The organism is Microbacterium trichothecenolyticum (assembly GCF_041938625.1).
GTDB classification, from domain to species: Bacteria; Actinomycetota; Actinomycetes; order Actinomycetales; family Microbacteriaceae; genus Microbacterium; species Microbacterium trichothecenolyticum_D.
The window spans coordinates 4,613,811-4,636,707 of the sequence record NZ_CP169427.1; the positions used below are offsets into that span (position 1 = coordinate 4,613,811).

General features: G+C 69.4%; 18 protein-coding genes. 6 read left to right on the forward strand and 12 right to left on the reverse strand.

Features of this window, described 5'->3' with window-relative positions:
• Positions 1-154: 154 nt before the first annotated feature.
• Genes ACEYYH_RS21300 through ACEYYH_RS21310 form a run of 3 tightly spaced genes read right to left on the reverse strand, consistent with a single transcriptional unit; the run spans position 155 to position 4,539 of the window.
• Complete coding sequence (locus ACEYYH_RS21300; RefSeq protein ID WP_374976268.1) at positions 155-1,495, reverse strand: transcriptional regulator; 1,341 nt, start codon at positions 1,493-1,495, stop codon at positions 155-157.
• A 53-nt stretch (positions 1,496-1,548) separates the two neighbouring features.
• Positions 1,549-2,976, reverse strand: a complete 1,428-nt coding sequence (locus tag ACEYYH_RS21305; protein ID WP_374976269.1) for a CCA tRNA nucleotidyltransferase — start codon at positions 2,974-2,976, stop codon at positions 1,549-1,551.
• A gap of 24 nt (positions 2,977-3,000) precedes the next feature.
• Positions 3,001-4,539, reverse strand: a complete 1,539-nt coding sequence (locus ACEYYH_RS21310) for a methyltransferase (protein WP_374976270.1) — start codon at positions 4,537-4,539, stop codon at positions 3,001-3,003.
• Positions 4,540-4,655: 116 nt separating this feature from the next.
• Here ACEYYH_RS21310 and ACEYYH_RS21315 point away from each other — a divergent pair, with 116 nt between their 5' ends.
• From ACEYYH_RS21315 to ACEYYH_RS21335, 5 genes are all read left to right on the forward strand, one after another.
• Positions 4,656-6,965 carry a DUF6049 family protein gene (locus ACEYYH_RS21315; RefSeq protein WP_374976271.1) on the forward strand — a complete coding sequence of 770 codons (2,310 nt, stop codon included), beginning with the start codon at positions 4,656-4,658 and terminating at the stop codon, positions 6,963-6,965.
• Positions 6,962-8,581, forward strand: coding sequence for a murein biosynthesis integral membrane protein MurJ (gene murJ / locus ACEYYH_RS21320; protein WP_374976272.1), 1,620 nt, complete (start codon positions 6,962-6,964; stop codon positions 8,579-8,581). The genes ACEYYH_RS21315 and murJ overlap by 4 nt, the downstream gene beginning before the upstream one ends.
• A 137-nt stretch (positions 8,582-8,718) precedes the next feature.
• Complete coding sequence (trxB, locus tag ACEYYH_RS21325) at positions 8,719-9,723, forward strand: thioredoxin-disulfide reductase (RefSeq protein WP_116195124.1); 1,005 nt, start codon at positions 8,719-8,721, stop codon at positions 9,721-9,723.
• Between the two features lie 93 nt (positions 9,724-9,816).
• Positions 9,817-10,140 (forward strand): thioredoxin, encoded by a 324-nt coding sequence (gene trxA / locus ACEYYH_RS21330; protein WP_374976273.1) that lies wholly within the window; start codon positions 9,817-9,819, stop codon positions 10,138-10,140.
• Between the two features lie 216 nt (positions 10,141-10,356).
• Entirely contained in the window at positions 10,357-10,773 is a 417-nt protein-coding gene (locus tag ACEYYH_RS21335) for a YciI family protein (RefSeq protein WP_374976274.1), read from the forward strand.
• Positions 10,774-10,796: 23 nt separating this feature from the next.
• Here ACEYYH_RS21335 and ACEYYH_RS21340 read toward each other — a convergent pair whose 3' ends face one another.
• On the reverse strand, positions 10,797-11,144 hold the full coding sequence (locus ACEYYH_RS21340; RefSeq protein ID WP_374976275.1) for a tryptophan synthase subunit alpha: 348 nt from the start codon (positions 11,142-11,144) through the stop codon (positions 10,797-10,799).
• 56 nt (positions 11,145-11,200) lie between these two features.
• Here ACEYYH_RS21340 and ACEYYH_RS21345 point away from each other — a divergent pair, with 56 nt between their 5' ends.
• Positions 11,201-12,466, forward strand: coding sequence for an RNA polymerase sigma factor (locus ACEYYH_RS21345; RefSeq protein WP_374976276.1), 1,266 nt, complete (start codon positions 11,201-11,203; stop codon positions 12,464-12,466).
• Here the strand turns inward: ACEYYH_RS21345 and ACEYYH_RS21350 are convergent.
• The 8 genes from ACEYYH_RS21350 to rpmH all read right to left on the reverse strand — a co-directional run bounded on the left by ACEYYH_RS21350 (position 12,461) and on the right by rpmH (position 22,588).
• Complete coding sequence (locus ACEYYH_RS21350) at positions 12,461-13,450, reverse strand: ParB/RepB/Spo0J family partition protein (RefSeq protein ID WP_374976277.1); 990 nt, start codon at positions 13,448-13,450, stop codon at positions 12,461-12,463. The two genes, ACEYYH_RS21345 and ACEYYH_RS21350, sit on opposite strands and share 6 nt — an antisense overlap.
• On the reverse strand, positions 13,450-14,373 hold the full coding sequence (locus ACEYYH_RS21355) for a ParA family protein (RefSeq protein ID WP_374978277.1): 924 nt from the start codon (positions 14,371-14,373) through the stop codon (positions 13,450-13,452). The genes ACEYYH_RS21350 and ACEYYH_RS21355 overlap by 1 nt, the downstream gene beginning before the upstream one ends.
• Positions 14,374-19,362: 4,989 nt before the next feature.
• Positions 19,363-19,986 (reverse strand): 16S rRNA (guanine(527)-N(7))-methyltransferase RsmG, encoded by a 624-nt coding sequence (rsmG, locus tag ACEYYH_RS21360; protein ID WP_374976278.1) that lies wholly within the window; start codon positions 19,984-19,986, stop codon positions 19,363-19,365.
• Between the two features lie 48 nt (positions 19,987-20,034).
• Positions 20,035-20,553 carry a protein jag gene (locus tag ACEYYH_RS21365; protein WP_374976279.1) on the reverse strand — a complete coding sequence of 173 codons (519 nt, stop codon included), beginning with the start codon at positions 20,551-20,553 and terminating at the stop codon, positions 20,035-20,037.
• Between the two features lie 40 nt (positions 20,554-20,593).
• The gene (gene yidC, locus ACEYYH_RS21370; protein WP_374976280.1) at positions 20,594-21,745 is read right to left on the reverse strand and encodes a membrane protein insertase YidC; all 1,152 of its coding nucleotides are present in this window, start codon (positions 21,743-21,745) and stop codon (positions 20,594-20,596) included.
• 8 nt (positions 21,746-21,753) lie between these two features.
• Positions 21,754-22,110 carry a membrane protein insertion efficiency factor YidD gene (yidD, locus tag ACEYYH_RS21375; protein ID WP_374976281.1) on the reverse strand — a complete coding sequence of 119 codons (357 nt, stop codon included), beginning with the start codon at positions 22,108-22,110 and terminating at the stop codon, positions 21,754-21,756.
• On the reverse strand, positions 22,107-22,442 hold the full coding sequence (gene rnpA, locus ACEYYH_RS21380; RefSeq protein ID WP_116195114.1) for a ribonuclease P protein component: 336 nt from the start codon (positions 22,440-22,442) through the stop codon (positions 22,107-22,109). Before rnpA ends, yidD begins: the two co-directional genes overlap by 4 nt.
• Positions 22,443-22,450: 8 nt before the next feature.
• Positions 22,451-22,588: a 50S ribosomal protein L34 gene (rpmH, locus tag ACEYYH_RS21385; RefSeq protein WP_005054680.1), complete on the reverse strand. Its 138-nt coding sequence runs from the start codon at positions 22,586-22,588 to the stop codon at positions 22,451-22,453.
• Between the last annotated feature and the right edge of the window lie 309 nt (positions 22,589-22,897).

Genomic DNA, 22,897 nt, shown 5'->3' on the forward strand with positions numbered 1-22,897 from the left:
CGCGTTCCGCGACGGTCGTCGTCGCGATGCGTCGAAGGTAGGCCGCGCAACGTTGCATGATGTTGCGACGGCGTCCAGGATGTTTCGACTCTGCGTTTCGACTCGCAAGCTCGCTCAACGACCGCGTTCCTCGCTCAACGAGCGGGGGTTGGGGTCAGTCCCCGGACTCGAGCCTCTCGATGCGGGTGACGAGGCCGGCGCGGCGGGGCGAGCGCGCGGGCAGCATCGACAGGCACAGGCGGAGCAGCTCGACGTCGTCGGATGCAGCATCCGTCTCCGCGTACGCGAGGAGGACGTCGACGGATGCCTCGGCCATGAGTGCTTCGCGCAGCGCCACGCGGACGGTGTCGCGGAACTCCTCCACGCCCGGCGCCACCGAGTCGGGCAGCACGTCACCGCGGTAGGCGGCGAGAGCGACGCGGTGCGCCCCACGATCGAGCAGCGACAGCACCTGGTGGGCGTCCGTCTCGACCTCGACGCCGAGGCGGTACGGCCGCGACTCGGGCACGAGCGCGGGGGCGGCGGTCGTGAGCGCCTTGCGCAGGCGCACCATCTCGGCGCGGAGGGTGACGGATGCTGCGTCCCCCGCGCTCTCGCCGTACACGAGGTCGCCGAGCCGCTCCGCCGACAGGCCCTGCCGGTGCACCGCGAGCATCAGCAGCAGCTCCGCGTGGCGCGGACCCAGCTCGGACACCGTCTCGAAGCCATCACCGGTGACCTCGAGCTGCGCGCGGTCGCGGCCGAGCACGCGCAGCGTCGCGCGCGTGGGCTCGACGCGCCTGGCGGGCGCGCGACGCGCGGGTCGTGGCGGGTCGGCGCGAGCCCGGAGCCGCGCGACCAGGAGCTCGCCCTCGATCGCCCGGGCCGTCGCATCCACCAGCAGCTGCGCCTGAGGGGTGACGGCCTCGAGCCCTCCGGTCACATCGATCACACCGAGGATGCGGCGCGTCTCGGGGTCGTGCACGGGCGCTGCGCTGCACGACCACGGCTGCACAAGCCGGTTGAAGTGCTCGGCGCCGGCGATCTGCACCGACCGGTCGAGGGCGATCGCAGTGCCCGGCGCGGCGGTGCCCACCGCGTCCTCCGACCAGTTCGCGCCTTCGACGAAGCCCATGTCGCCGGTGAGCCGGCGCACGTTGCGGTCGCCCTCGACCCACAGCAGGCGCCCCGCCGCGTCGCCCACGGCCACGACGACGCCGGATTCGGATGCCTCACCCGGAAGCAGCAGCCCGCGCACCATGTCGATCACCGCCGAGAGCGGATGGGCACGGCGATAGGCCTCGAGCTCCTCGGCCGTCAGGTCGAGGGGAGGCAGCGCCTCGGCGCCGACGAGGCTGTCGAGCGAGCGGCGCCACGAGTCGCGCACGAGCAGGCGGACGTCGTGCAGCCGCTCGTCGGCGGTGTTGCCCGCGACGAGTTCCTCGTGGGCACGCTCGATGAGCAGACGGGAGGTCTCTGGCGACACCTCGCGGCGCTGCGACCAGGAAGATGACACGGCGGCTCCGATCGACGTCGGTGGAGCGTGCCTCCAGTGTAGGTGTGCGCGGTCTAGGCGCGCGCCGCCCACCACTCCCGCAGACGGCGCTCGGCCTCGTCTTCGCCGACGACGCCCTCGTCGAGGCGCAGGTCGAGGAGGAACCGGTAGGCCTCACCCACCTCGCGGCCGGGTTTGAGCCCCAGCACCTCCTGGATGCGGTTGCCGTCGAGCTCGGGGCGCATCGAATCGAGCTGCTCCTGGGCGGCGAGCTCTGCGATGCGGCGCTCGATGTCGTCGTAGGCGCGGGCGAGGCGCGTCGCCTTCTTGACGTTGCGGGTCGTCACGTCGGCGCGCGTGAGGATATGGAGGCGGTCGAGCTCGGCGTCGGCGTCACGCACATACCGGCGCACGGCCGAATCGGTCCAGGCGCCCTCGGAGTAGCCGAAGAAGCGCAGGTGCAGCTCGATGAGCCGGCTCACGGTGGCGATCGTCGCGGAGTCGAAGCGGAGCTCCTGCAGGCGTTTGCGGGCCATCCGCGCGCCCTTGAGGTCGTGGTGGTAGAACGTGACGCCGCCACCCGGCTCGAGCCGGCGGGTCGCGGGCTTGCCGATGTCGTGCAGCAGCGACGCGAGCCGCAGCGCCACGTCGGGAGCAGCATCCGGATTTCGAAGCTTCTCGAGCTCGATCGCCTGCCGCAGCACCGTGAGGGAGTGCTCGTAGACGTCCTTGTGGTGGTGGTGCTCGTCGACCTCGAGCTGCAGCGCGGGGATCTCGGGCAGGAACTCGGCCATGAGTCCCGTCTCGACGAGCAGGCGGATGCCGCGTACCGGGTCGTTCGTGGCCAGCAGCTTCACGAGTTCGCCCTGGATGCGCTCGGGGCTCACGATCTCGAGCGTGCTGCGCAGCTCCTGGATCGCGGCCTCGGTGTCGGGGTCGACCGCGAAGCCCAGCTGCGAGGCGAAGCGGGCGGCCCGCAGCATCCGCAGCGGATCGTCGCCGAAGCTGACCGCGGGGTCTGTGGGGGTGCGCAGGATGCCGCGGACGAGGTCCTCGACGCCGCCGGTGGGGTCGACCAGCGTCTGCCCGGGAACCCGCAGCGCCATCGCGTTCACGGTGAAGTCGCGGCGCGCGAGGTCACCCTCGATGGTGTCGCCGAACTCGACGGTGGGCTTGCGCGTGACGCCGTCGTAGCTGTCGGCGCGGTACGTCGTGATCTCGACCTGCTCGCGGTGCACGCGCGCGCCGATCGTGCCGAAGGCGCGGCCGATGTCCCACTGTGCGGTCGAGATGGGCTTGACGATCCGCAGGATGTCGTCGGGGCGCGCGTTCGTCGTGAAGTCGAGGTCGTTCGTCGGGCGGCCGAGCAGCGCGTCGCGCACCGGACCGCCCACGATGGCCAGGTCGAAGCCGGCGTCGGCGAAGGCGCGGGCGAGCGTGGCGACGACGGGGGATTCGGCGAGCGCGCCGAGGCGCGCGATGCCCTCGGCCATGTTGAGCATGGCCTCCAGCCTACCGAGCCGTCCTCACGCGAATCGCAGGAACCCGGTGAACGTCAGCTCGCGCACGCGGGGCAGCAGGTCCGCGCGGAGCGCGCCGGCGTCGACCTCGAGCAGATCGGCGATCGCGTCGATGAGCACCCCTACCGCGAGGTCGCCGTCGCACGCCCCGACGAGGGCCGCGAGGCCGGGATCCACGCCCAGCGCGCGCCCGAATCCACCGCCCTGGCGCAGCTCGATGACCGTCGGATCCTCGGCTCCGGGCAGATGATGGCGCGCCTCGGTGACATCGGCGGCGACGAGGAGGACGGATGCCGCGAGCTCCGCGTCGTCGAGCGCGCTCAGGCGATCGTGCGCCTCGAGGGCGGCCGCGAGGTGTGCGCCGAGCCCCTCGCCGGCGAGCGCCGTGTGGAGGGTCTCGTACCGCGCGAGGGTGGGGGACCCGTCGGCCGGGCGCCGCAGCAGCAGGTAGCCGAAGCCCACCTCTGTCACCGCGCGCGCCGCGAAGTCGTCGAGCCACGCATCGACGAGCCTCGCGAAGCCGGGCGTGCCGGGCAGCGTGCCGCCGTCGCGCACCCACAGCTCGGCGTACGACAGCGGGTCGAGGCTCTCGCGTTCGACCACCCAGGCGTCGAGCGGCACCGGCGACGACTCGACCCATCCGCGCACGCGCTCGAGGCCCGGCATGCCGTCCCGCGTCTCCCAGTTGCCCAGCAGCTGCGCGACGCCGCCCGGCGCGAGGTGCTCACCGACGCCCGTCACGAAGGCGGCCACGACGTCGTCGCCCACCATTCCGCCGTCGCGGTACTCGTACGCGGGCACGTCGGCGACCCGCGGGGTGATGACGAACGGCGGATTCGACACGATGCGGTCGAACTCCTCGCCGGCGACGGGCTCGAAGAGGCTGCCCAGGCGCACCTCGATGCCGTCGATGCCGTTGAGGAGGGCGTTCAGGCGCGTGAACGACAGCGCGCGGGGCGAGATGTCGGTCGCCACGACGTGGCTCACGTGCGCACGTGCGCGGAGAGCCTGGATGCCGCACCCTGCCCCGATGTCGAGCGTGCGCTCCGCGGGGGTGGGAAGCTGCAGTCCGGCGAGCGTCAGCGACGCCCCGCCGACGCCGAGCACGTGATCCTCCGGAAGCGGCCCGCCGAGCGCGGCCTCGTCGAGGTCGCTCGCGATCCACCACTGCGCCGTCATCTCATCTCGGCCGGGTCGGGAGGCGTCGGCGTACGACTGCGGCCTCACCACCGCGAGCGGGCGCACCTCGTCGCCGTCGATCTCGGCGAGCCCCAGCCGGACGAGTCCTGCGGCGCCCGCTCGCGAGAGGGATCGGTCGACGGATGCTGCGGCTTGCGGCATCCCGAGCACCAGAAGTCTGCCCAGCACCGCGAGGGCATCGCCGCGGTCGCCGAGGGCGCGCGACGCCGGCGACCGGAGGCCGCGCGCGATCGCGTCGTCGGCTGCGGGGCCCCACGCGTCGCGCAGCGCTTCGGCGGTGAAACCCGCGCTGTGGAGGTCGGCGGCGAGGTCGCGGCAGAGGTCGGTATCCGGTTCGGGGAGCACGGCTCCATTCAACCGCGCCGCCCGCCCTCCGGCGGGCTCGGAGGCGCGGACCGTAGAATCTCCTCGATCGTGCGGTCAGGACATCGCACAGGAGCGAACCCCCCGACAGGATGATCGTGACTTCACCGCGAGCCCCGCGGCGTGCCCCGCGCCTCGTGACCGCCGGCTTGGCGGCCGTGGCGGTGCTCGCCGGGCTTCTACTGCCGGCTCCGGCGATCGCGGCCGACCCGTCCCCGACGCCTTCGCCGACCGCGACCTCCGCCGTCCCTGCGGGTGTCAGCGTGTTCACCCTCTCGCCGAGCGCGAACGGCATCGTGCGGCCGGGCGACGCGCTCAGCGTCTCGGTGTCGCTGCAGAACGGGACCGATGCCCAACTCGCGCCCGCGGACGTCACACTGTCGCTCGGCAGAACGCCGATCGCCGACCGCGACGGGCTCGGCGATTGGCTCGACGGCACTGCCGCCGATACCGCCGTCGAGGCGATCGGCACCGACACGATCCCCGTCGTCGAGGCGGGTGGCTCCCAGATGCGCGGCATCACGATCCCCGCCGACGATCCGGCCCTCGCAGGCCTCGCCCCGGGCGTGTACCCGCTCGCCGCGTCGTACCCCGGGACCGACGGCACCGTGACATCGAGGAGCACGATGATCGTCCCGCCCACTGAGGCGACGGACGTCGGCATCGGTGTCGTCGTGCCGATCACCGCGGGCGCCCTCAGCGACGGTCTCCTGACCGCGGAGCAGCTGGCCGAACTCACCGCGCCCGACGGCGACCTCACCAATCAGCTCGACGGCGTCACCGGAACCGCGGCGATCCTCGCCGTCGACCCGGCCGTGCCCGCGTCGATCCGCGTGCTGGGCACGTCGGCGCCCGAGTCCGCGCTCGAGTGGCTCACGCGCCTCGAGAGCATCCAGAACTCGCGGTTCGCCCTGCAGTTCGGCGACGCCGACGTCACCGCGCAGCTGCAGGCCGGCCTGGCCCGGCCGCTGCAGCCCACCTCGTTCACCGCCTACATGTCGGAGTCGAACTTCTCGGCGCCGGTGCCGACGCCGACACCGACGCCCACCCCGGCACCATCGGGCACCCCGACGACCGAGCCCACGCCCCAGCCCGACAGCGCCCTGCCGAGCACCGAGGCACTGCTCGCGGTCGGCCCCGCCACCCGCCAGGGCGTGTACTGGCCCGCCGACGGCACGGCGGACGCCCAGATCGTGTCGAGCCTGGCGGGCATCGCGACCGACGACGGCACCGCCCCGGTGACTCTCATCCCGTCGTCCACGACGGACGCCGGCTCGGACGGCGACACCGTGTCGGCGCACGGCCGGGTCGGCGACGGCGAGGTGCTCGTCTACGACAGCGAGGTCTCCGACGCCCTCGACGACGCGTCGCAGCAGGAGGAGTCCTGGCTGCGCGGTGCGCCGCTCACCACCGCCACCGCCTACCTCGCGTTCGCGGCGGCCGAGACGAACGGCCCGCTCCTCGTCACGGTCGGACGCGGCGACGGCCGCTCGCGGGTCGAGCTCGGCGCGGCGATCTCCGCCGCTTTCTCCGCGCCCGACGTGACACCCCGCACGATCGCGACGGTCGCCGCGGGCGAAGCCTTCGACGTCGAGCTGACCGACGTCGAGTCCTCGCCGGAGCGCGCGGCCGCAGCATCCGCTCTCGTCGGGGACGAAGGCGAGCTCGCGCGGTTCGCGACGATCCTCGATCAGCCATCCCTGCTGAACGGACCCGAGCGCGCCGACATCCTGCAGCTGCTCGGCGTCGCGTGGGTCGGCGACGCCACCTGGCCGGCCGTGCTGGCCGACCACCGCGCTGCGACCGCCGGCACCCTGGACTCGGTGGCACTGCTCCCCACGAGCCCGAGCGACCTCTACGGTTCGAGCGCCGCCCTGCGGTTCTGGGTGCGCAACGACCTGCCGTACCCCGTCAACCTCGTGCTCTACACGACCCGCGACAACCTGCGCCTCGACGTGCAGGGCGAGACCCCCATCGTCGCGACGCCGCAGAGCAACACGCGTGTCGAGGTGCCGGTGCAGGCGCGCGTCGGCCGCGGCGACGTCACGCTCACCCTGCAGCTGCGCAGCCCCGCCTTCGTCGCCATCGGCGAGCCCCAATCCGTCGACGTCAACGTCTACGCCGACTGGGAGGCCGTCGGCATCGCCGCCCTCGCCGTGCTCGTCGGCATCCTCCTCCTGTTCGGCATCGCCCGTACCGTGCTGCGTGTGCGCCGTCGACGGAAGGGGACGGATGCTGCCGCCCCGGGTGATCCAGATGCTGAGGCGGGTGCGGGGGTCGAGCCGGAGACGGCTGACACCCGGGCCAAGGTCGGCGCCGAGGGTGCCACGCCGGAAGCCGGAGGTGAGCCCGAGGCCGCGGCCCACGACGTCGGCGTGCCCACAGCGACCGAGGGGAACGAGAAGTGAGCGGGATCGGGCGAGCGAGCGTGCTCATCGGCGCCGGCACGATCGTCTCGCGCCTCACGGGGTTCCTCCGCGGCATCGTGCTCGTGGCCGTCGTCGGCGCGGTCGGCAGCCGCGCGGGTGACGCTTTCACGACCGCGAATCAGCTTCCCAACAACATTTACGCGATCATCTCCACCGGCCTGCTCACCGCGGTGATCGTGCCGCAGATCGTCAAGGCGGCCTCCCACCAGGACGGCGGCCGCGCGTTCATCTCCAAGGTGTTCACGCTCGGCACGGTCGTCCTGCTCGTCGCGACGGTGCTCGCGACCCTTGCAGCACCGTGGCTCGTGCGGCTCTACGCGCCCGGCTACGCGCCCGATCAGCTCGCGCTCGCCACCACGTTCGCGTATTGGTGCCTTCCGCAGATCATCTTCTACGGGCTGTACGCGCTCGTCGGCGAGGCGCTCAACGCGCGACGGATCTATGGCCCGTTCACCTGGGCGCCGATCGTCAACAACATCGTGTCGATCGCCGGCTTCCTCGTCTTCCTCGCGCTGTTCGGCGGTCCGGTGACGGAGGTCGTGGACTGGACGCCGACGATGATCGTGCTCCTCGCGGGCACCGCCACTTTCGGCATCGTCGTGCAGGCGGTCATCCTCTTCTTCTTCTGGCGTAGGACCGGGCTTCACGTGCGTCCTGACTTCCGCTGGCGCGGGGTCGGTCTCGGTCAGATCGGCCGCCTGGCGGGATGGACCTTCCTGATGGTCGTCGCGGGTCAGCTGGCGGGGCTGCTGCAATCCCGCGTGGTCTCGGAAGCCTCCGGTGCCGGACCCGCCGCCGCGGTCTCGGCGAACGCGTGGCTGCTGTTCATGCTTCCGTACTCGATCATCGTGCTCTCCATCGGCACCCCCTATTTCACCCAGCTCAGCGAGCACGCCCATGCCGGCCGGGACGACGACGTCCGGGCGGACATCGGCCGCAGCATCCGCACCCTCGGCGTGTTCATCGTGATCGCGACGTTCGCGCTGGCCGCGGCCGCGGTTCCCGCCTCGCGCATCTTCACGAACTCGTCCGATGACGCCGTCGATGCCGCGTGGGTGCTGCTCGCATACCTGATCGGGCTCGTGCCGCTCGCGGTGCTGTTCGTCATCCAGCGGACGTTCTACGCCTACAGCGACACCCGCACGCCTTTCTTGTTCACGCTGCTGCAGTGCGGAATCGTCGTCGCCACGGCGTTCGGTGCGCGGGGGCTGGTCGACACCGGCGTCATCGGGCTGGAGTACCTCGCCGCGGCTGTAGCCGTCGGCCAGTCGCTCTCGAGCATCGTCCAGGTCGTCCTCGCAACATGGCTGCTGCACCGGCGGCTCGGGAGCCTGGCGATTGGATCATGGATGCTGTCGCTCGGCCGGTTCGTGCTCGCGGCGATTCCGGCGGCCGCTGCCGGGTGGCTCGTGTTCCTGTGGTTCGGAGGCCCCGACGGCTGGACGGCGTCGAGTCAGCTGCTCGGAGCGGTCGGCGCGGCCGTCATCGGCACGGTCTCCATCGCGGTGTACGTCGGCTTCCTGGCGCTGCTGCGGGCGCCGGAGCTCTCGGTCGCCACCGGCCTCGTGCGCCGCCTCCTGCCCGGCCGCCGCTGAGCTCGGCCGCCATGTGTCCGCGAGGGGCGCGGGGGACGGTTCGCGGAATGCCGCGCGGTTACCATGTGTTGAGGCATCCGGAGCCATCGCGTGTGTCATGACATGCTCCGCGAGGCTTCACGAGGAAAGGTGCGCACGTGCGTCAGGTCATCATCATCGGTTCGGGTCCCGCGGGCTACACGGCGGCGATCTACGCCGCCCGTGCCAACCTGAGCCCGCTCGTCGTGGCGAGCTCGGTCGAGGCCGGCGGCGAGCTGATGAACACCACCGAGGTCGAGAACTTCCCCGGGTTCCCCGAGGCGATCATGGGGCCCGACCTCATGGCGAAGATGCAGGAGCAGGCCGAGCGCTTCGGCGCCGAGGTGCTCTACGACGATGTCGTCTCGCTCGACATCGACGGCCCGGTCAAGAAGGTCACCCTCGGCAGCGGCGCCTCGCACGAGGCGGACGCCCTGGTGTTCGCGACCGGTTCGGCTCCCCGCAAGATCGGGATCGAGGGTGAAGCTCGGCTGTCCGGCCGTGGCGTCTCGTACTGCGCCACGTGCGACGGGTTCTTCTTCCGCGAGCGCGTGATCGCGGTCGTGGGTGGCGGCGACTCCGCGATGGAGGAGGCCACCTTCCTCACCAAGTTCGCCTCGAAGGTCTACATCATCCACCGCCGTGACGAGCTGCGCGCCTCGAAGATCATGCAGGAGCGCGCGTTCAAGAACGAGAAGATCGAGTTCGTCTGGAACAGCGAGGTCGTCGACATCCTCGGCGACGAAGCGGTCACCGGCGTGGTCCTCGAAGACACCGTCGACGGCTCGCGGCGCGAGCTCGCGCTGGACGGCGTCTTCGTCGCGATCGGCAACGACCCGCGCACGCACCTGGTGCACGACAAGCTCGAGCTCACCCCCGAGGGCACCGTGTGGGTCGACGGCCGTTCGTCACGCACCTCGGTCCCGGGTGTGTTCGCGGCCGGTGACGTCATCGACCCCACCTACCGTCAGGCTGTCACCGCCGCGGGCAGCGGCACGGTCGCGGCCCTCGACGTCGAGCACTTCCTCGCTGCCCTCGGCGAGGCCGGCGCACCTGCGCCCGACGCTGCTGAGATCGACGGGCTTCCCGGAGCGGAGCCGGTCGCGAAGGTCGACGCGGCCTAGCGCGAGGACGAGCGCCGCGCAAGCCGGGAACACTTCTCGCGCGTGTCGCGTTGAATGAGCGTGGACAGACTTCCCACAGAAGGAGAAACACACATGACCGCCAAGGCGACGACTTCCGCCACTTTCGAGCAGGACGTGCTCCAGGCCGATGGTCCGGTGCTCGTGGACTTCTGGGCGGAGTGGTGCGGGCCGTGTCGCATGGTCTCGCCCGTCCTCGACCAGATCCAGTCCGAGCACCCCGACAAGATCACGATCCTCAAGCTCAACGTGGACGAGAACCCCGACCTCGCGATGAAGTACCAGATCACCTCGATCCCCGCGATGAAGGTGTTCAACAACGGCGCCGTCGAGACGACGATCATCGGCGCGAAGCCGAAGTTCGCACTCGAGCAGGACCTCGCGGCCTACATCGGCTGAGATCCCTCAGGCTTCCACGAAGACCCCGCCGACTCGTTCGGCGGGGTTTTCGCCGTCTACCGGGTGTTTCTCGAATATGCCGGTGGCAGCATCCGAGATCCCTTCAGATTTCTTCGTGAGCAGTGTCGATCTGCGCGAGGCTTGTTCGACGCACAAGGTGAAGGGGCCGAACGGGCCTCGAACCGGGCCATCAACGCCCCGACGAAAGGGAATCCCATGCGTTACATGCTCATCATGCAGGTGGGCGCCGAGGCTGCTGCGGCGTTCGACCCCGAGACGTTCGACATGGCGGAGGCGTACGCCGCCATGGGCCGCTACAACGAGGAGCTGCAGAAGGCCGGGGTGTTCCTGAGCGCCGAAGGGCTGTCGGATGCGTCCGAGGGGTTCCGCGTCGACTTCGACTCGGTCCCGCCCGCTGTGACAGACGGACCGTTCGCCGAGGCGCGCGAGGTCTTCACCGGCTACTGGATCCTCGAGGTGGCGTCGCGCGAAGAGGCTGAGCACTGGGCGCGAAAGTGCCCGCTCGGACCCGGCACCGCGCTCGAGGTGCGACGCGTCAACGAGCTCAGCGACTTCGACCAGAACGACGAGTGGATCGCCAAGGAGAAGGAGTGGCGCGCCGCCAACTCGTGACGTGGGCGCTCGAGCCGCGTTCGTCAGCTCGCTTCGGCACGCACCGTCGGGTCCCACCGGCGGTGCGTGTTCGCGTCGCCGAGCAGAGCCCAGACCGCACGGGTCAACGGCGGATAGTCCAGGGCGATCTGGCGCAGCACCCGGTAGTGACGGCTGGCGCTCGGCCGTGACCCGCCGTCGGCCGCGATGTTCTCGGCGCGGAGCAGGTAGACGACGAGTTCGTCGACGGACGGCAGATCGTCCATGAACTCCCACGGGTCCTCGCCGGCGCGAAGGCGCTCGTGCACCAGCACCGAGAGCTCGTCGGCGGCCTCGGCGCGGAGCAGCTCGAGGCTCGCACGCCGCCGCGGGTTCTGCTCGTCGCTCGCCATCAATCCAGGGTAAGGGGCGATCCCGACACCGGGGCACCCCGTTTACGCTGAAACGCATGACCCCCGACGACGATGCCCACGCTCGCCGTGCGGTCGAGGCCGTGTGGCGCGAGGAGTCCGCTCGCATCGTCTCGGCGCTGGCTCGGCACACCGGTGACTTCGCCTGGGCCGAGGATCTCGCCCAGGAGGCGCTCGTCGAGGCTCTCGCGACGTGGCCGGGCAGCGGCATTCCGGACAATCCCGGAGCCTGGCTCATGTCGGTGGCGAAGCGACGCGCGATCGACGGGTGGCGCCGACGCGAGCGGATGTCGCAGCGCGAGCCGCTCTTCGTGTCGGAGGCGCTCGTGGCCGAGGCGATCGACTCGGTACCCGACGACGCCGACCCCGACCGCATCGACGACGATGTGCTGCGCCTCGTGTTCGTCGCGTGCCACCCCGTGCTGCCCGCGCAGGCGCGTCTCGCCCTGACGCTGCGCACGGTGGCCGGTCTTACCACCGAGCAGATCGCCCGGGCACTGCTCATGACCGTGCCGACCGTGCAGCAGCGGATCGTGCGGGCCAAGCGCACCCTCGCCGCCGAAGGCGTGCCGTTCGAGGTGCCTGACCGCGCCGAGCGGCCGGCTCGGCTCGCCAGCGTGCTGCAGGTGATCTACCTGCTCTTCACCGAGGGCTACTCGGCTGCGGAGGGGGAGGGGCTCATCCGCCCCGACGTCGCGCGCGAGGCGGTGCGGCTCGGACGCCAGCTGGTCGCGCTGCAGCCGGGTGAAACCGAGATCTGGTCGCTCATCGCGCTCATGGAGTTCCAGTCGTCACGTTTCGCCGCCCGGATCGACGCCGACGGTCTGCCGGTCACCCTCGAGGATCAGGATCGCCGCCGGTGGGACCGTTCCGCCATCACGCGCGGCACCGAGGCGATGAGACGCGCGGGCTCCTCCACCCGCGGTCTCGGCTACTACGGGCTGCAGGCCGCGATCGCCGAGTGCCATGCGGTCGCCCCCACGTTCGCCGACACCGACTGGGAGCAGATCCTCCGGCTCTACGACGGTCTGGAGTCGATCGCGCCGTCGGCTGTCGTCCGCCTCAATCGCGCCGTCGCGCTCTCCATGGCGCGCGGCCCCGAGCCGGCTCTCGCCGTGGTGGACGAGCTCGCCCCCGAGCTGTCGGGCTTCCGCCCGCTGCCCGCCGTGCGCGCGGAGCTCCTGGAACGGCTCGGACGAACGGATGCTGCGGCCGCCGAGTTCCTCGCCGCAGCGGCGCTGCCGGGCAACGCGGCCGAGGGCGAGGCGCTGCGTCGGCGTGCCGCGGCGCTCGGAGCGCTATGACGCCTCGAGGGCCCCGTACTCCGTCTCACCGAGCTCCGCGAGGATCCGGTTGAGGTCCTGAATCGTCGCGAAGTCGATGCTGATCTGGCCTTTTCGTGCCGTGAGCGCAATCTTCACGCGGGTGTTGAGCCGGTCTCCCAGTCGTCCGGCGACGTCGTCCAGGTGCGCCCGGCGCGAGCCGGCCTGCGGCTTCGCCGATCGGGTGGGGGAGGCATCCGTGAGCTTCGCTGCAGCTTCCGCGGCGCGGACCGACAGATCCTCGTTGACGATCTTGTCGGCGAAACGCTGCATCGCCGTCGCGTCTTCGAGCGACAGGATCGCGCGCGCGTGTCCCGCGGTGAGAACTCCTGCGGCGACGCGCTGCTGTACGGGCACGGGGAGCTTCAGGAGGCGGATCGTGTTGCTGATCTGCGGACGCGAGCGGCCGATGCGCGTTGCGAGCTCCTCCTGTGTGATGCCGAAGTCTTCAAGCAGCTGCTGGTATGCCGAGGCCTCTTCGAGGGGGTTCAGCTCCGAGCGGTGCAGGTTCTCGAGCAGGGCATCGCGGAGCAGGTGCTCGTCGGCGGTATCGCGGACGACCGCGGGGATCGAGGTGAGACCGGCCTCGCGCGCTGCGCGGGTGCGCCGCTCACCCATGATGAGCTCGTAGTCGCCCTTCTCGTTGAGCCGCACGACGACGGGCTGGAGGACGCCGAACTCGCGCACGCTGTGCACGAGCTCCGCGAAGTGCTCGGGGTCGAAGTTGGTGCGCGGCTGACGCGGATTGGGCACGATGTCGTGGGGGTCGATGTGTGCCAGCCGGGCACCGGGCACCTCGACGAGGTCCTCGTGCCCGTCGGACTCGCCGGCGTCGACGGGCGGCTCCGCCTCGGCCACGGCGACGGCGCGGGGGAAGAAGACGTCTGCGGGACGCTCGTCGGCCTGCTCACTGGTCGGGATCAGTGCGCCGATTCCGCGTCCGAGTCCTGTGCGCTTCGCTGCCATCATGCGCCCCTTTCATTCGAGGCGCTGTCGCGCCGGATCATCTCGACAGCCGCTTCACGGTATGCGACGGCGCCGGCCGACTGTCCATCGTAAGCGAGAACGGACTGCCCGAAGCTCGGCGCCTCCGAGACGCGGACCGACCGCGGGATGATCGTGTCGAGCACTTCAGCGGGGAAGTGGGCGCGCACCTCGTCCGCGACCTGCTGCGCGAGCCGCGTGCGCCCGTCGTACATCGTGAGCATGATGGTCGACAGTTCCAGGCGCGGGTTGAGGTGCTTCTGGATCATCCGCACCGTGCCGAGCAGCTGGCTCAGCCCTTCGAGTGCGTAGTACTCGCACTGAATCGGGATGAGGAGTTCACTCGCCGCGGTGAACGCGTTGATGGTGAGGAGCCCGAGCGAGGGCGGGCAGTCGATGAGGATGAAGTCGAGCTCCCCGGCGTTCGCGGCCAGGTAGTCGTCGACGGCGACGCGCAGGCGATGCTCGCGTGCGACCTGCGACACGAGCTCGATCTCGGCTCCGGCGAGGTGGATGGTGCTCGGCGCGCACAGCAGGTTGGGCGACTCCGGGCTCACCTGGATGATGTCTGCGAGCGGGAACTCATCGATGAGCACGTCGTACACGCTCGGCGTATCAGCGGTGTGCGGCACTCCCAGTGCCGTCGAAGCGTTGCCCTGCGGGTCGAGGTCGATCACGAGCACCTTCGCCCCGCGCTCAGCCAGGGCGGCGGCCAGGTTGACGGTGGTGGTCGTCTTGCCGACCCCACCCTTCTGGTTCGAGACGGTGAGGACTCGGGTTCGACCGGTGAGGTGGACGTCGGCCTCTTCGAGCGCCTTGCGGCGTGCGGAGAGGTCTGCAAGTTCTCGCGCGATGGGGGAGTCGTCTTCTTCCTGCGCGAGTGCGGCGCCGTCTTGCTGCACGATGGGGGATTCCTCTTCCTGCGTGACGGTGGAGCGCTCGATCGGTGCGACATCTTCGCGGGGTGTGACGTCTTCGGGGGGTGAGACGTCTTCCGGGGTGGAGTCAGCGTACTCGCCTGCGGCGACATCGCCGTCGGAGTCGGCCGATTCGTCTTCGCCGCCCGGCGAGGGGATCTCGTCGGCAGCGACGCCTTCGTCGGATACGGTGGCTTCCGTGTTCGGAGGAGCATCGCCGTCGCCGGTCTCCCGGGAGGACGCGTCCTCTGTCGCGTGAGACTCCGGTGTCCAGACGGCGGGCGGCTCATCGGACGAGAAGGATGCTTCAGCCTCGATCTCGTCGGGTTGTTTCACGTGAAACTCTCCCCCGTGACCGAGCCGCTCAACATCGTCTTCCACCCTATCCCGCCTTCCCCCCATCCCCAGCCGCCGAAGCCACTTATTCATGCGTTCCTTACCGTTTCGCGTGGGTGATCCACCCTCCCTAGTCAACATCGGGTGACCCAGGAGAGCACGCCAACCCGCCGCTCGATTGCGACTGAGAAGTCCCTCATATAGCGGGGGTCCCTGGAAGTCGATCGGACCCGCTCACCCCGCGTCGGAGGAGGCGGGAGATCGGCGATCATGCGCCGTCTCCCGGGCTCCCCCGGCGGGAGTCCGGGGCCGTTACGGCACGGACACCCACTCAGCGCAGCGGTGATAGCTCAGCGTTTCACGTGAAACATGCGGGAACCCAAGTACGATCCGCGGACGTAGTCGTGACGGGCGTTCCCTTTACCGGCAGTCTGACGTGTGATCTCGCTGGATGTCGCGTCGTGGCCACATCCCGGGATCATCGCGCACGTCGGTGCGCGCGGCGATCGGAGGATCCTCACGGCGCACCTTCGCTTCGGCGATGCCGCCGCGTTCGGTTGCCGGGAGATGTGCGTCGTTACGGGACGACCGGAAGCGAGTCGCGGTGCTCCACGTCCGCGTTGCGGTCGAGCCCTTCAAGCGGGGAAGGTTTCACGTGAAACTCACCGCGATGCCGTTCCGGGTCCGATCCCGCGATGTCGCCGGGAGCCGCCATTGTCTTCAGACCGATTCCCTCTTCCCATAGCGGGCACTGTTCACGAGCCTCGCTTTCGATCCGCACTCGACGAGTCCGCTGGTCTGCGCCGCCAGTCACAATCGCCACCCCACCCGGGCGAGTGCTCACGACCGGCCCGCAACTTGTCGTTGCGAGTGCGCCTTGGACAATGACCCCGTGTCTCGTTCCAGATGACCGGTTGCCGCGGTGTGCACTCGCCTCACGTGGCTGTCGCCGCTGATCGAGTGGTGGATGCAGGACTGCCCAGCCGTGGATGCCCAGCCTCATCACGTCTGGCACTTCCTCGGGACACATCTGCGCCGGCGTCACGATGTCGAGCAGGGTTGCTCCTTCGTCTGACAACGCGCTCAGCGCACGCGCGCCTCGGCCTGCGAGGTGGCCGCCGACACGCCGAGCCACACCGAGCACACAGGCTGAGCACGCGGATGTACTCGTGTGGCGCCGACGAACCGGCGATGCGGCCAAGGTCGACGTTGTGTGGTGCGGATGCGGTCCAGTGGTCCCTGCACTTCGGGCCGCTTCAGGCGTTGACGACCGCACCGCCAACGACGGCGGTCGCCGGCGCGGCACCGCCAGCGACAATGCAGGTCGGCGCGCGGACCCACGTGTCGGACGGGCGCGCTGGATATCGCTGACGCGCGGCGCGAGCACGAGTACGCAACCCCGGGGAGATGCTTCATGCGCGCTCACTGCCACATGGCACCGGGAATCCTTCAAACCACTAGCGGCAGGAGAGCGCCCGACATGTTTCACGTGAAACGGTGTGCGGACCGTACGTGTTCTGGGCGACTGCCGCGCAGAGCCGCGTCACACAGCGCCCCCGTGCGCGCGGACCACCCCGCGAATGCGAAGACGCTTCGATCTGGCGCCATCAACCCCGAACCAGCCCGTCGGGCGGTACGGCAGCGTCGCTCTCTTGACGGGTGAGATCGAACACGTCGCCTCCTCGGATGACGTGTTCGGCACACAACGCTTGGCACCCGAAAAGGACCTGTTGGGGCTCGCGGGGCTCCGACTGGCCGCGCGGCTGCCCCGCCGGGGAGCACGACTTCGATGGCTAGCTTGACGCCTGTGCATCGGCTCACCGGATCGTGGACGCGTAGACGCCATCCGTCGCAACTCACCTCCCCACTCGGCGCGGCCCAAGGCACGCAGCCGGCGCCCTCCAGCGTACAAAGCCCGGTCGCACATCGACTGGCCGTCCTTGATTGCTGGTGTGGGAATGACGGGCTCCGGCGCACCCACGACGATCCAAGATCGATCTCAGGCCCTGCCCTGCTCACCGCGGAGTAGGTCGGCACGCAGTCACGCGAGCGCCCGTCGGATCGCACTGCCTGGGCGCATTTCGCCTCGATCCCGGCCAGCCGTGGGCAGTCTGCCGACAGCGCCAAGCGCACACACAGACGGATCATGTTTCACGTGAAACACCCCGCGTGCGCGTCGGACGTGACGGAGGACGCCCGCTGCACCAACGTGGGTCACCCATCTCGGCGGTCGCGGTGCAAGGCAACGGGTCGATGGAGGCGAGCGAGGTCACCCGAGAAGTACTGCGAGACAGATTCCGGTTCTCCAGCGCACGAAGACACGACGGAACCAGTGAAGGCCCCGCCAGCATGTCCGGCGGTCAACGCGAACGTGCGCAACGCCGGACGCCGGGACATCTCGGGCACCACAGTGTTCAGCACCGCGACAAGACCCATCCAGTCGACCGAATGGAACTCGGGGACAGAGTTCCCTCACTCCTCGTGACCACCAGCCCTCGGACGATGCGCGCCAGCCGCAGAATCGCGGCCAGGCCCATCTGTAAGCCCGGCCGATCGTGCTGTTGGAGGCTCAACCTTCATGCAGTCGACGCCGCGCGCACCCATCGATGGGGGGGAGCAGCGGTCCCGCGATCTCTTGCACGACCGTGCCGTCCGTGCGGACGGCTGCCTGGTTCGGCGTACCCCGCCGTCGCCGCGGCTGCCTGCACCATGAGCTGGCGGCCACGGGCGCGGTCAGCCGGTAGTCATGTTCGCTGCACGGACTGCGACACACCCATCAGCGGCAATACTGCCGGACCCGCAGGTTCCGGGGGAGCGGTCAACCCACCGGCTGAGACCATCGATATCCGCTTCCGATCGCGACACCAGGCAGCGGCGCGCTCTCTCATCCTGAGGTGGGTCGACGACAGGAGACCGCGGTGCACCTCGACGGGCTGTCTGAGTCCGCGTCCGTCATGTGGTCATCTTGGAGCGCAGGCACGATCACGATCCGCGTCATGCGGCGTGCGGACGACTCGCGCACCTGGAGCGCCTGCAACGGGTGGCGCCGCGACGTTGAACACCTGGGCGCGCCGCGCCCGGCGACTGCGCCGACGGCGCCGACTGGTACGCGACGTTTCACGTGAAACAATGCGTGGCACCCACATCAACGCTCAGGCCGCCGGTCAGCGGATACGAGAGCGGGGCGGCACGGTCACGGTGTTCTGAAGCTCGTCAATGCGGCTACGCGCGGTGCTGACTTCAACCGTCGCAGACTTGCGCCAGGTCAGCATTGGTGGGTGTTTCACGTGAAACACGCGTGTGGCGGCGGTTCGGCGCGCTCTTGCTTTCCTCAACAGCGGCTCCCCCCGGCCTTCCTGCGGTCCTGCAGTCCTACGCTCCTGCCGTGGCAGACCATCAGGTCGCCGCCGTCTCCGACACTCGGGCCACGCCACGCGACGGATTCGAGGATCGACGCGCATAACGGCGCCTACGCGGGAGCACAGCGACGGGGTCTCGCCCATATGGCACCTCAGCCCAGGGGAGCGTGGACTCCATGGCGGCGAGATGATCGAAGTGGCGCCGGAGCATGCGAATCACGCCGTCGGTTCACGAGCACCAGATCGCGTGCCGCGCGCGGCGAACCGCACCGAACGGGGCGCGAGGGCCGGCGTGTCACAACTCAGCCTGCGCGCCTCGGTGCGATGTGAGTCACACTCCTCACCGCGACGCCGCAACCTCGAACTCGCCGTTGCAGACGTTGGGTGCGCCGAGGTCGCCTTTGATGCGGCCCATGTTTCACGTGAAACATCCCTGCTGTGTTGCCCGTTGGTCACTCACGACTACTCGCGACACGGGAAGGACGGCGTGAACGCAAGGCGATCCACAGCGCATCGGAACGATAGGGGAGCGCCGGGGCACTGAACCTCCGCGACACGGCGGTCAGATGCTCGGCGCTGGCTCGACCCATTTCGCCTCACTCGCTACTTCCAGACTCATTCGCGCACACGAACGGTCGTCAACGTCGCGGCCACGAACGAGCCGCACCCGTACGTGTCGAGAATCGTCTCCTGCGCCGCGCTCAACCCGTTTCGACTCGCTCGTTCCTCGCTCGCTCAACGACCGGGAGCCTTCGTAGAGGAACCCCGATCGGCAGCGCAACGAAGACGAGCCGCGCCCGTACGTGTCGAGAATCGTGACGTACGCCGCGCTCAACCCGCTTCGACTCGCTCGTTCCTCGCTCGCTCAACGACCGGGAGCCTTCGTAGAGGAACCCCGATCGGCAGCGCAACGAAGACGAGCCGCGCCCGTACGTGTCGAGAATCGTGACGTACGCCGCGCTCAACCCGCTTCGACTCGCTCGTTCCTCGCTCGCTCAACGACCGGGAGCCTTCGTAGACGAACCCTGATCGGATCCGCACCCGTACGACGTCGAGAATCGTGACGTACGACCGTAATCAACCCGTCTCGAATCGCGAGTTCGCCACTCGCTCAACAACCGGGGAAGCTTCGTAGGCACCTGGCCCCAGCGCGACGAACGACGGTCCGAACCGGCCAGGCGACGCTGAGACTCGTGACGGGCGCTGCGCTCAACAACCGGGAACCTGCCGACACGAACCGCGCCCGGCTGCATATCCTTCGCCGAGAGGTTGCCGAGGCCGATCAGCGGACGGTCGCGCGGATCACCCGCGACGGCTCTGGGAGCAGACCCTCGCCGACGATCTCGACGCGCGGGTTCTTCACCTTGAACTTGCGCAGCTGCTTCTCGGCGGCCTCGATCTCGTTCGTGGCGCTCGTGCCCTTCAGGAGGATGAGCTCGCCGCCGTCGCGGACCAGGGGAGCGGTGATCGGCACCAGCGTCCGAAGAGCGCTGACGGCGCGCGCCGTCACGGCGTCCAGCACCGGCCCGCGCTTCCAGTCCTCGGCGCGTGCGCGAAGCACCTCGACGTTGTCGAGCTTCAGTGCGTCGGCCTGCTCCGACAACCACGCGACCCGGCGCTCCATCGGCTCGATCAGGACCCACTCGACGTCAGGGCGGGCGATCGCGAGCACCAGGCCTGGCAGACCGGCACCCGAGCCCACGTCCCCGACGCGGCCTGAGAACAGGGGAGCGATCACGGCGCTGTTCAGGATGTGACGGGACCATAGACGCGGCGGTTCGAGGGGGCCGATCAGGCCGCGCTCCTCACCGTCCTTGCCCAGCGCGTCGGCGAATTGCCGCGCGACCTCGATCCGGTCACCGAAGATCTCGGCGGCGGCCGCGGGTTCCTGCTCGATCTCGATCATCGACACTTCGACAAGTTCAATACGAATGTTTCACGTGAAACGTGCGGCTCAGCCGCGACGGATCACCGTGTGGCGGTCGGCGCCCTCGCCGTACGACTCGGACACGAAACCGCGCTCCGCCACGATGTCGTGGACGACCTTGCGCTCGTAGCTCGACATCGCAGGCAGCGATGCCTGCGAGGCGCCGTCGTCCAGGCGTGCGATCGCGCGGTCGACGAGAGCGGTCAACTCGTTCTGCCGCGCGTCGCGCGAACCGCCGATATCGAGGATCAGGCGCGAGAAGCGACCCGTACGGTTCTGCACCGCAATCCGGGTGAGTTCCTGAAGCGCCTGAACGGTGTCGGGCGCCGCGATCAGGGCCACCGACCCGCCGGAGGGCGCCTCGACCGAGACGTAGGCGCGGCCCGCGCGCACGTCGAGGTCGAGGTCGCCGTCGATGTCGGCGATGTCGAGCAGACCCTCGATGAAGTCGGCGGCGACGTCGCCTTCCTCCTCGAGCTGAGCGACGGTCGCGGGGGCCCGCTCCTCGCGTGCGTCGACGGGGGCGTACTCAGGGGACGTGGTCATGGCGTGATCCTCGTAGGTGACGTCGGTCGGGTGCGTGCGATCAGGAAGCGGAACCGGTGCCGGGCGCGCCGGAGTCGGTCCCACCGGAGACCTGTCCGCCCTGCTTCTGCCCGGGCCCCTGCTGCTTCTGGCCCTGCTTCTTCGCTCGCTGCTTGCTCACCGGCTGCTGACGCTTCGGCGCAGCCGCCTTGGCACGCTCGGCCTCTTCATAGAGGCGCTGCTGCTCGGCGAGGTACTTCTCCATCGGGACGACCTTGCCCGAGGCGTCCAGCGCCTTGCCCTTCTTCGCGAGACGCTCTTCGCGCGCCTTGGCCGCGTCGGAGCCGGGGGTCGGCATCTCGCGGATGACGAGGAACTGCTGGCCCATCGTCCACAGGTTCGAGACGAACCAGTAGATGACGACACCGAGCGGGAAGAAGACACCCGAGAAGATGAAGCCCAGCGGCAGGATGTAGAGCATGATCTTCTGCATCTGGTACGCCTGGCCGGTCTTGGCCTCGGGGGACAGATTCTTCGAGATGATCTGCAGCTGGGTGAAGAACTGCGACGCGATCATCAGCACGACGAGCACGACGAGGATGATGATCGCCGGGGTGTTGCCGGTGTTCACCGCGTCGATGAGCGTCTCGTGCAGCGACGCGACGCCGAACAGCTTCGCGTTGTAGAACTCCTGCGTGAGCTCGGCGTTGAGGAGGCCGACGCCACCGATGCCCGCCGTGGCGTGCTTGGTCACGTCGTTGAGCACACTGAACAGCGCGAAGAAGACGGGCATCTGCACGAGCAGCGGGAGGCAGCTCGAGACGGGCGTCGTGCCGTGCTTCTTGTACAGCGCCATCGTCTCGCGGCTCATGGCCTCGCGAGAGAGCTGATCCTTCTTGCCCTTGTACTTCTCCTGAACTTTTCGCAGTTCAGGAGCGATTTCCATCATTTTGCGCTGGCTCTTGATCTGCCGCACGAACAGCGGGATCATCGCCGAACGCACGACGATCACCAGACCGATGATCGCCAGCACCCACGTGATGCCGTCAGCCGGCGGAAGCCCGATCGCGGTGAAGAGCCAGTGCCAGAAGACGAGCACCGCCTCGACGGCCCACTTGAGCGGCCACAGGATGATCCCGAAGAGATCGAACCCGCCGTTCGTCGCTGGAGCGGACGGCGAGGGCGTCGAGGCGAGGGCTGACAAGAGATCCATGCGGAGGATCAGTCCTTTCCGGTGGGGGCAGGCACGACGAACCCATGGCGGGTCAGTGCGTGCCGGAAGTTCTTGCGGGGCGGCACGTCGTCGACGCCGCCGGCCGCCCAAGGGTGACAGCGTGCGATGCGCGCCGCGGTCAGCGCCGATCCGACGACCACACCGTGCTGCTGCACCGCGCCGACGGCGTACGCCGAGCACGACGGGTAGTACTTGCAGACGTCGCCGTAGGTGTGCGAGATCGTGGCCCGGTAACCGTGCAGCAGAGCGAGCAGCGCGTTGCGGGGGAGCAGTGGGATGCTGCGCAGGGAGTCGGATGCCGAGAACTCGGCGTCTCCGAACGCGTAGGCGGGAAGGACGCTCATGCGGCCCTCCGTGCGAGGCACTTGACGACGTCGCTGCGCAGATCATCGAACGAGGCGGAGGCCGCACTCGGCAATGCGCGAATCACGACCTCACTGCCCGGCGCAACCGCGTCGATCGACTCGAAGCACAGCGCCTTGAGCCGGCGACGGACGGTGTTGCGCACGACGGCACCACCGACCTGCTTGCTCACGATGAAACCGAACCGCGCCGGACCATCGGTCACGACGCGGTTCACGTAGGTGATGGTGTGCGCTCCGGCACACCGACGACCCCGACGGACGACGGCCTTGTACTCCGATCCGCGGGTGAGTCGGTGCGGCCTCGCGAGCACCGCTCGGCTCAGGCCGAGAGCTCGGTGCGCCCCTTGGCGCGGCGAGCCGAGAGGATGCTGCGGCCGGCGCGCGTGCGCATGCGGGCGCGGAAGCCGTGCTTCTTGGCGCGGCGACGGTTGTTGGGCTGGAAGGTGCGCTTGCTCATGGGAACTACTTCCGATCAGGTGTCACCGGGACGCTCGAGACCGGGGACGTGTGTACAGGGGCGACTGCCACGAGGGCATAAGTCAACCGATTAAGGCTACGTCGAGATGCCCGAGAACTCAAACCGAGCGCAGAACGTGTCATTATGCACCGGCGAGGCGATCGACCCTGGCACCGACACGCAGGCCGGTTCTACAGTGGAGTTTGCTCACGCGACGCCTCCTGACTAGCGTGGCTCCGGCAGTTATCCACAGGCCTGCACCGACGTTTTCGCGGCCTCCGGTGGAATCATCAACAACCCGGGGGGGCC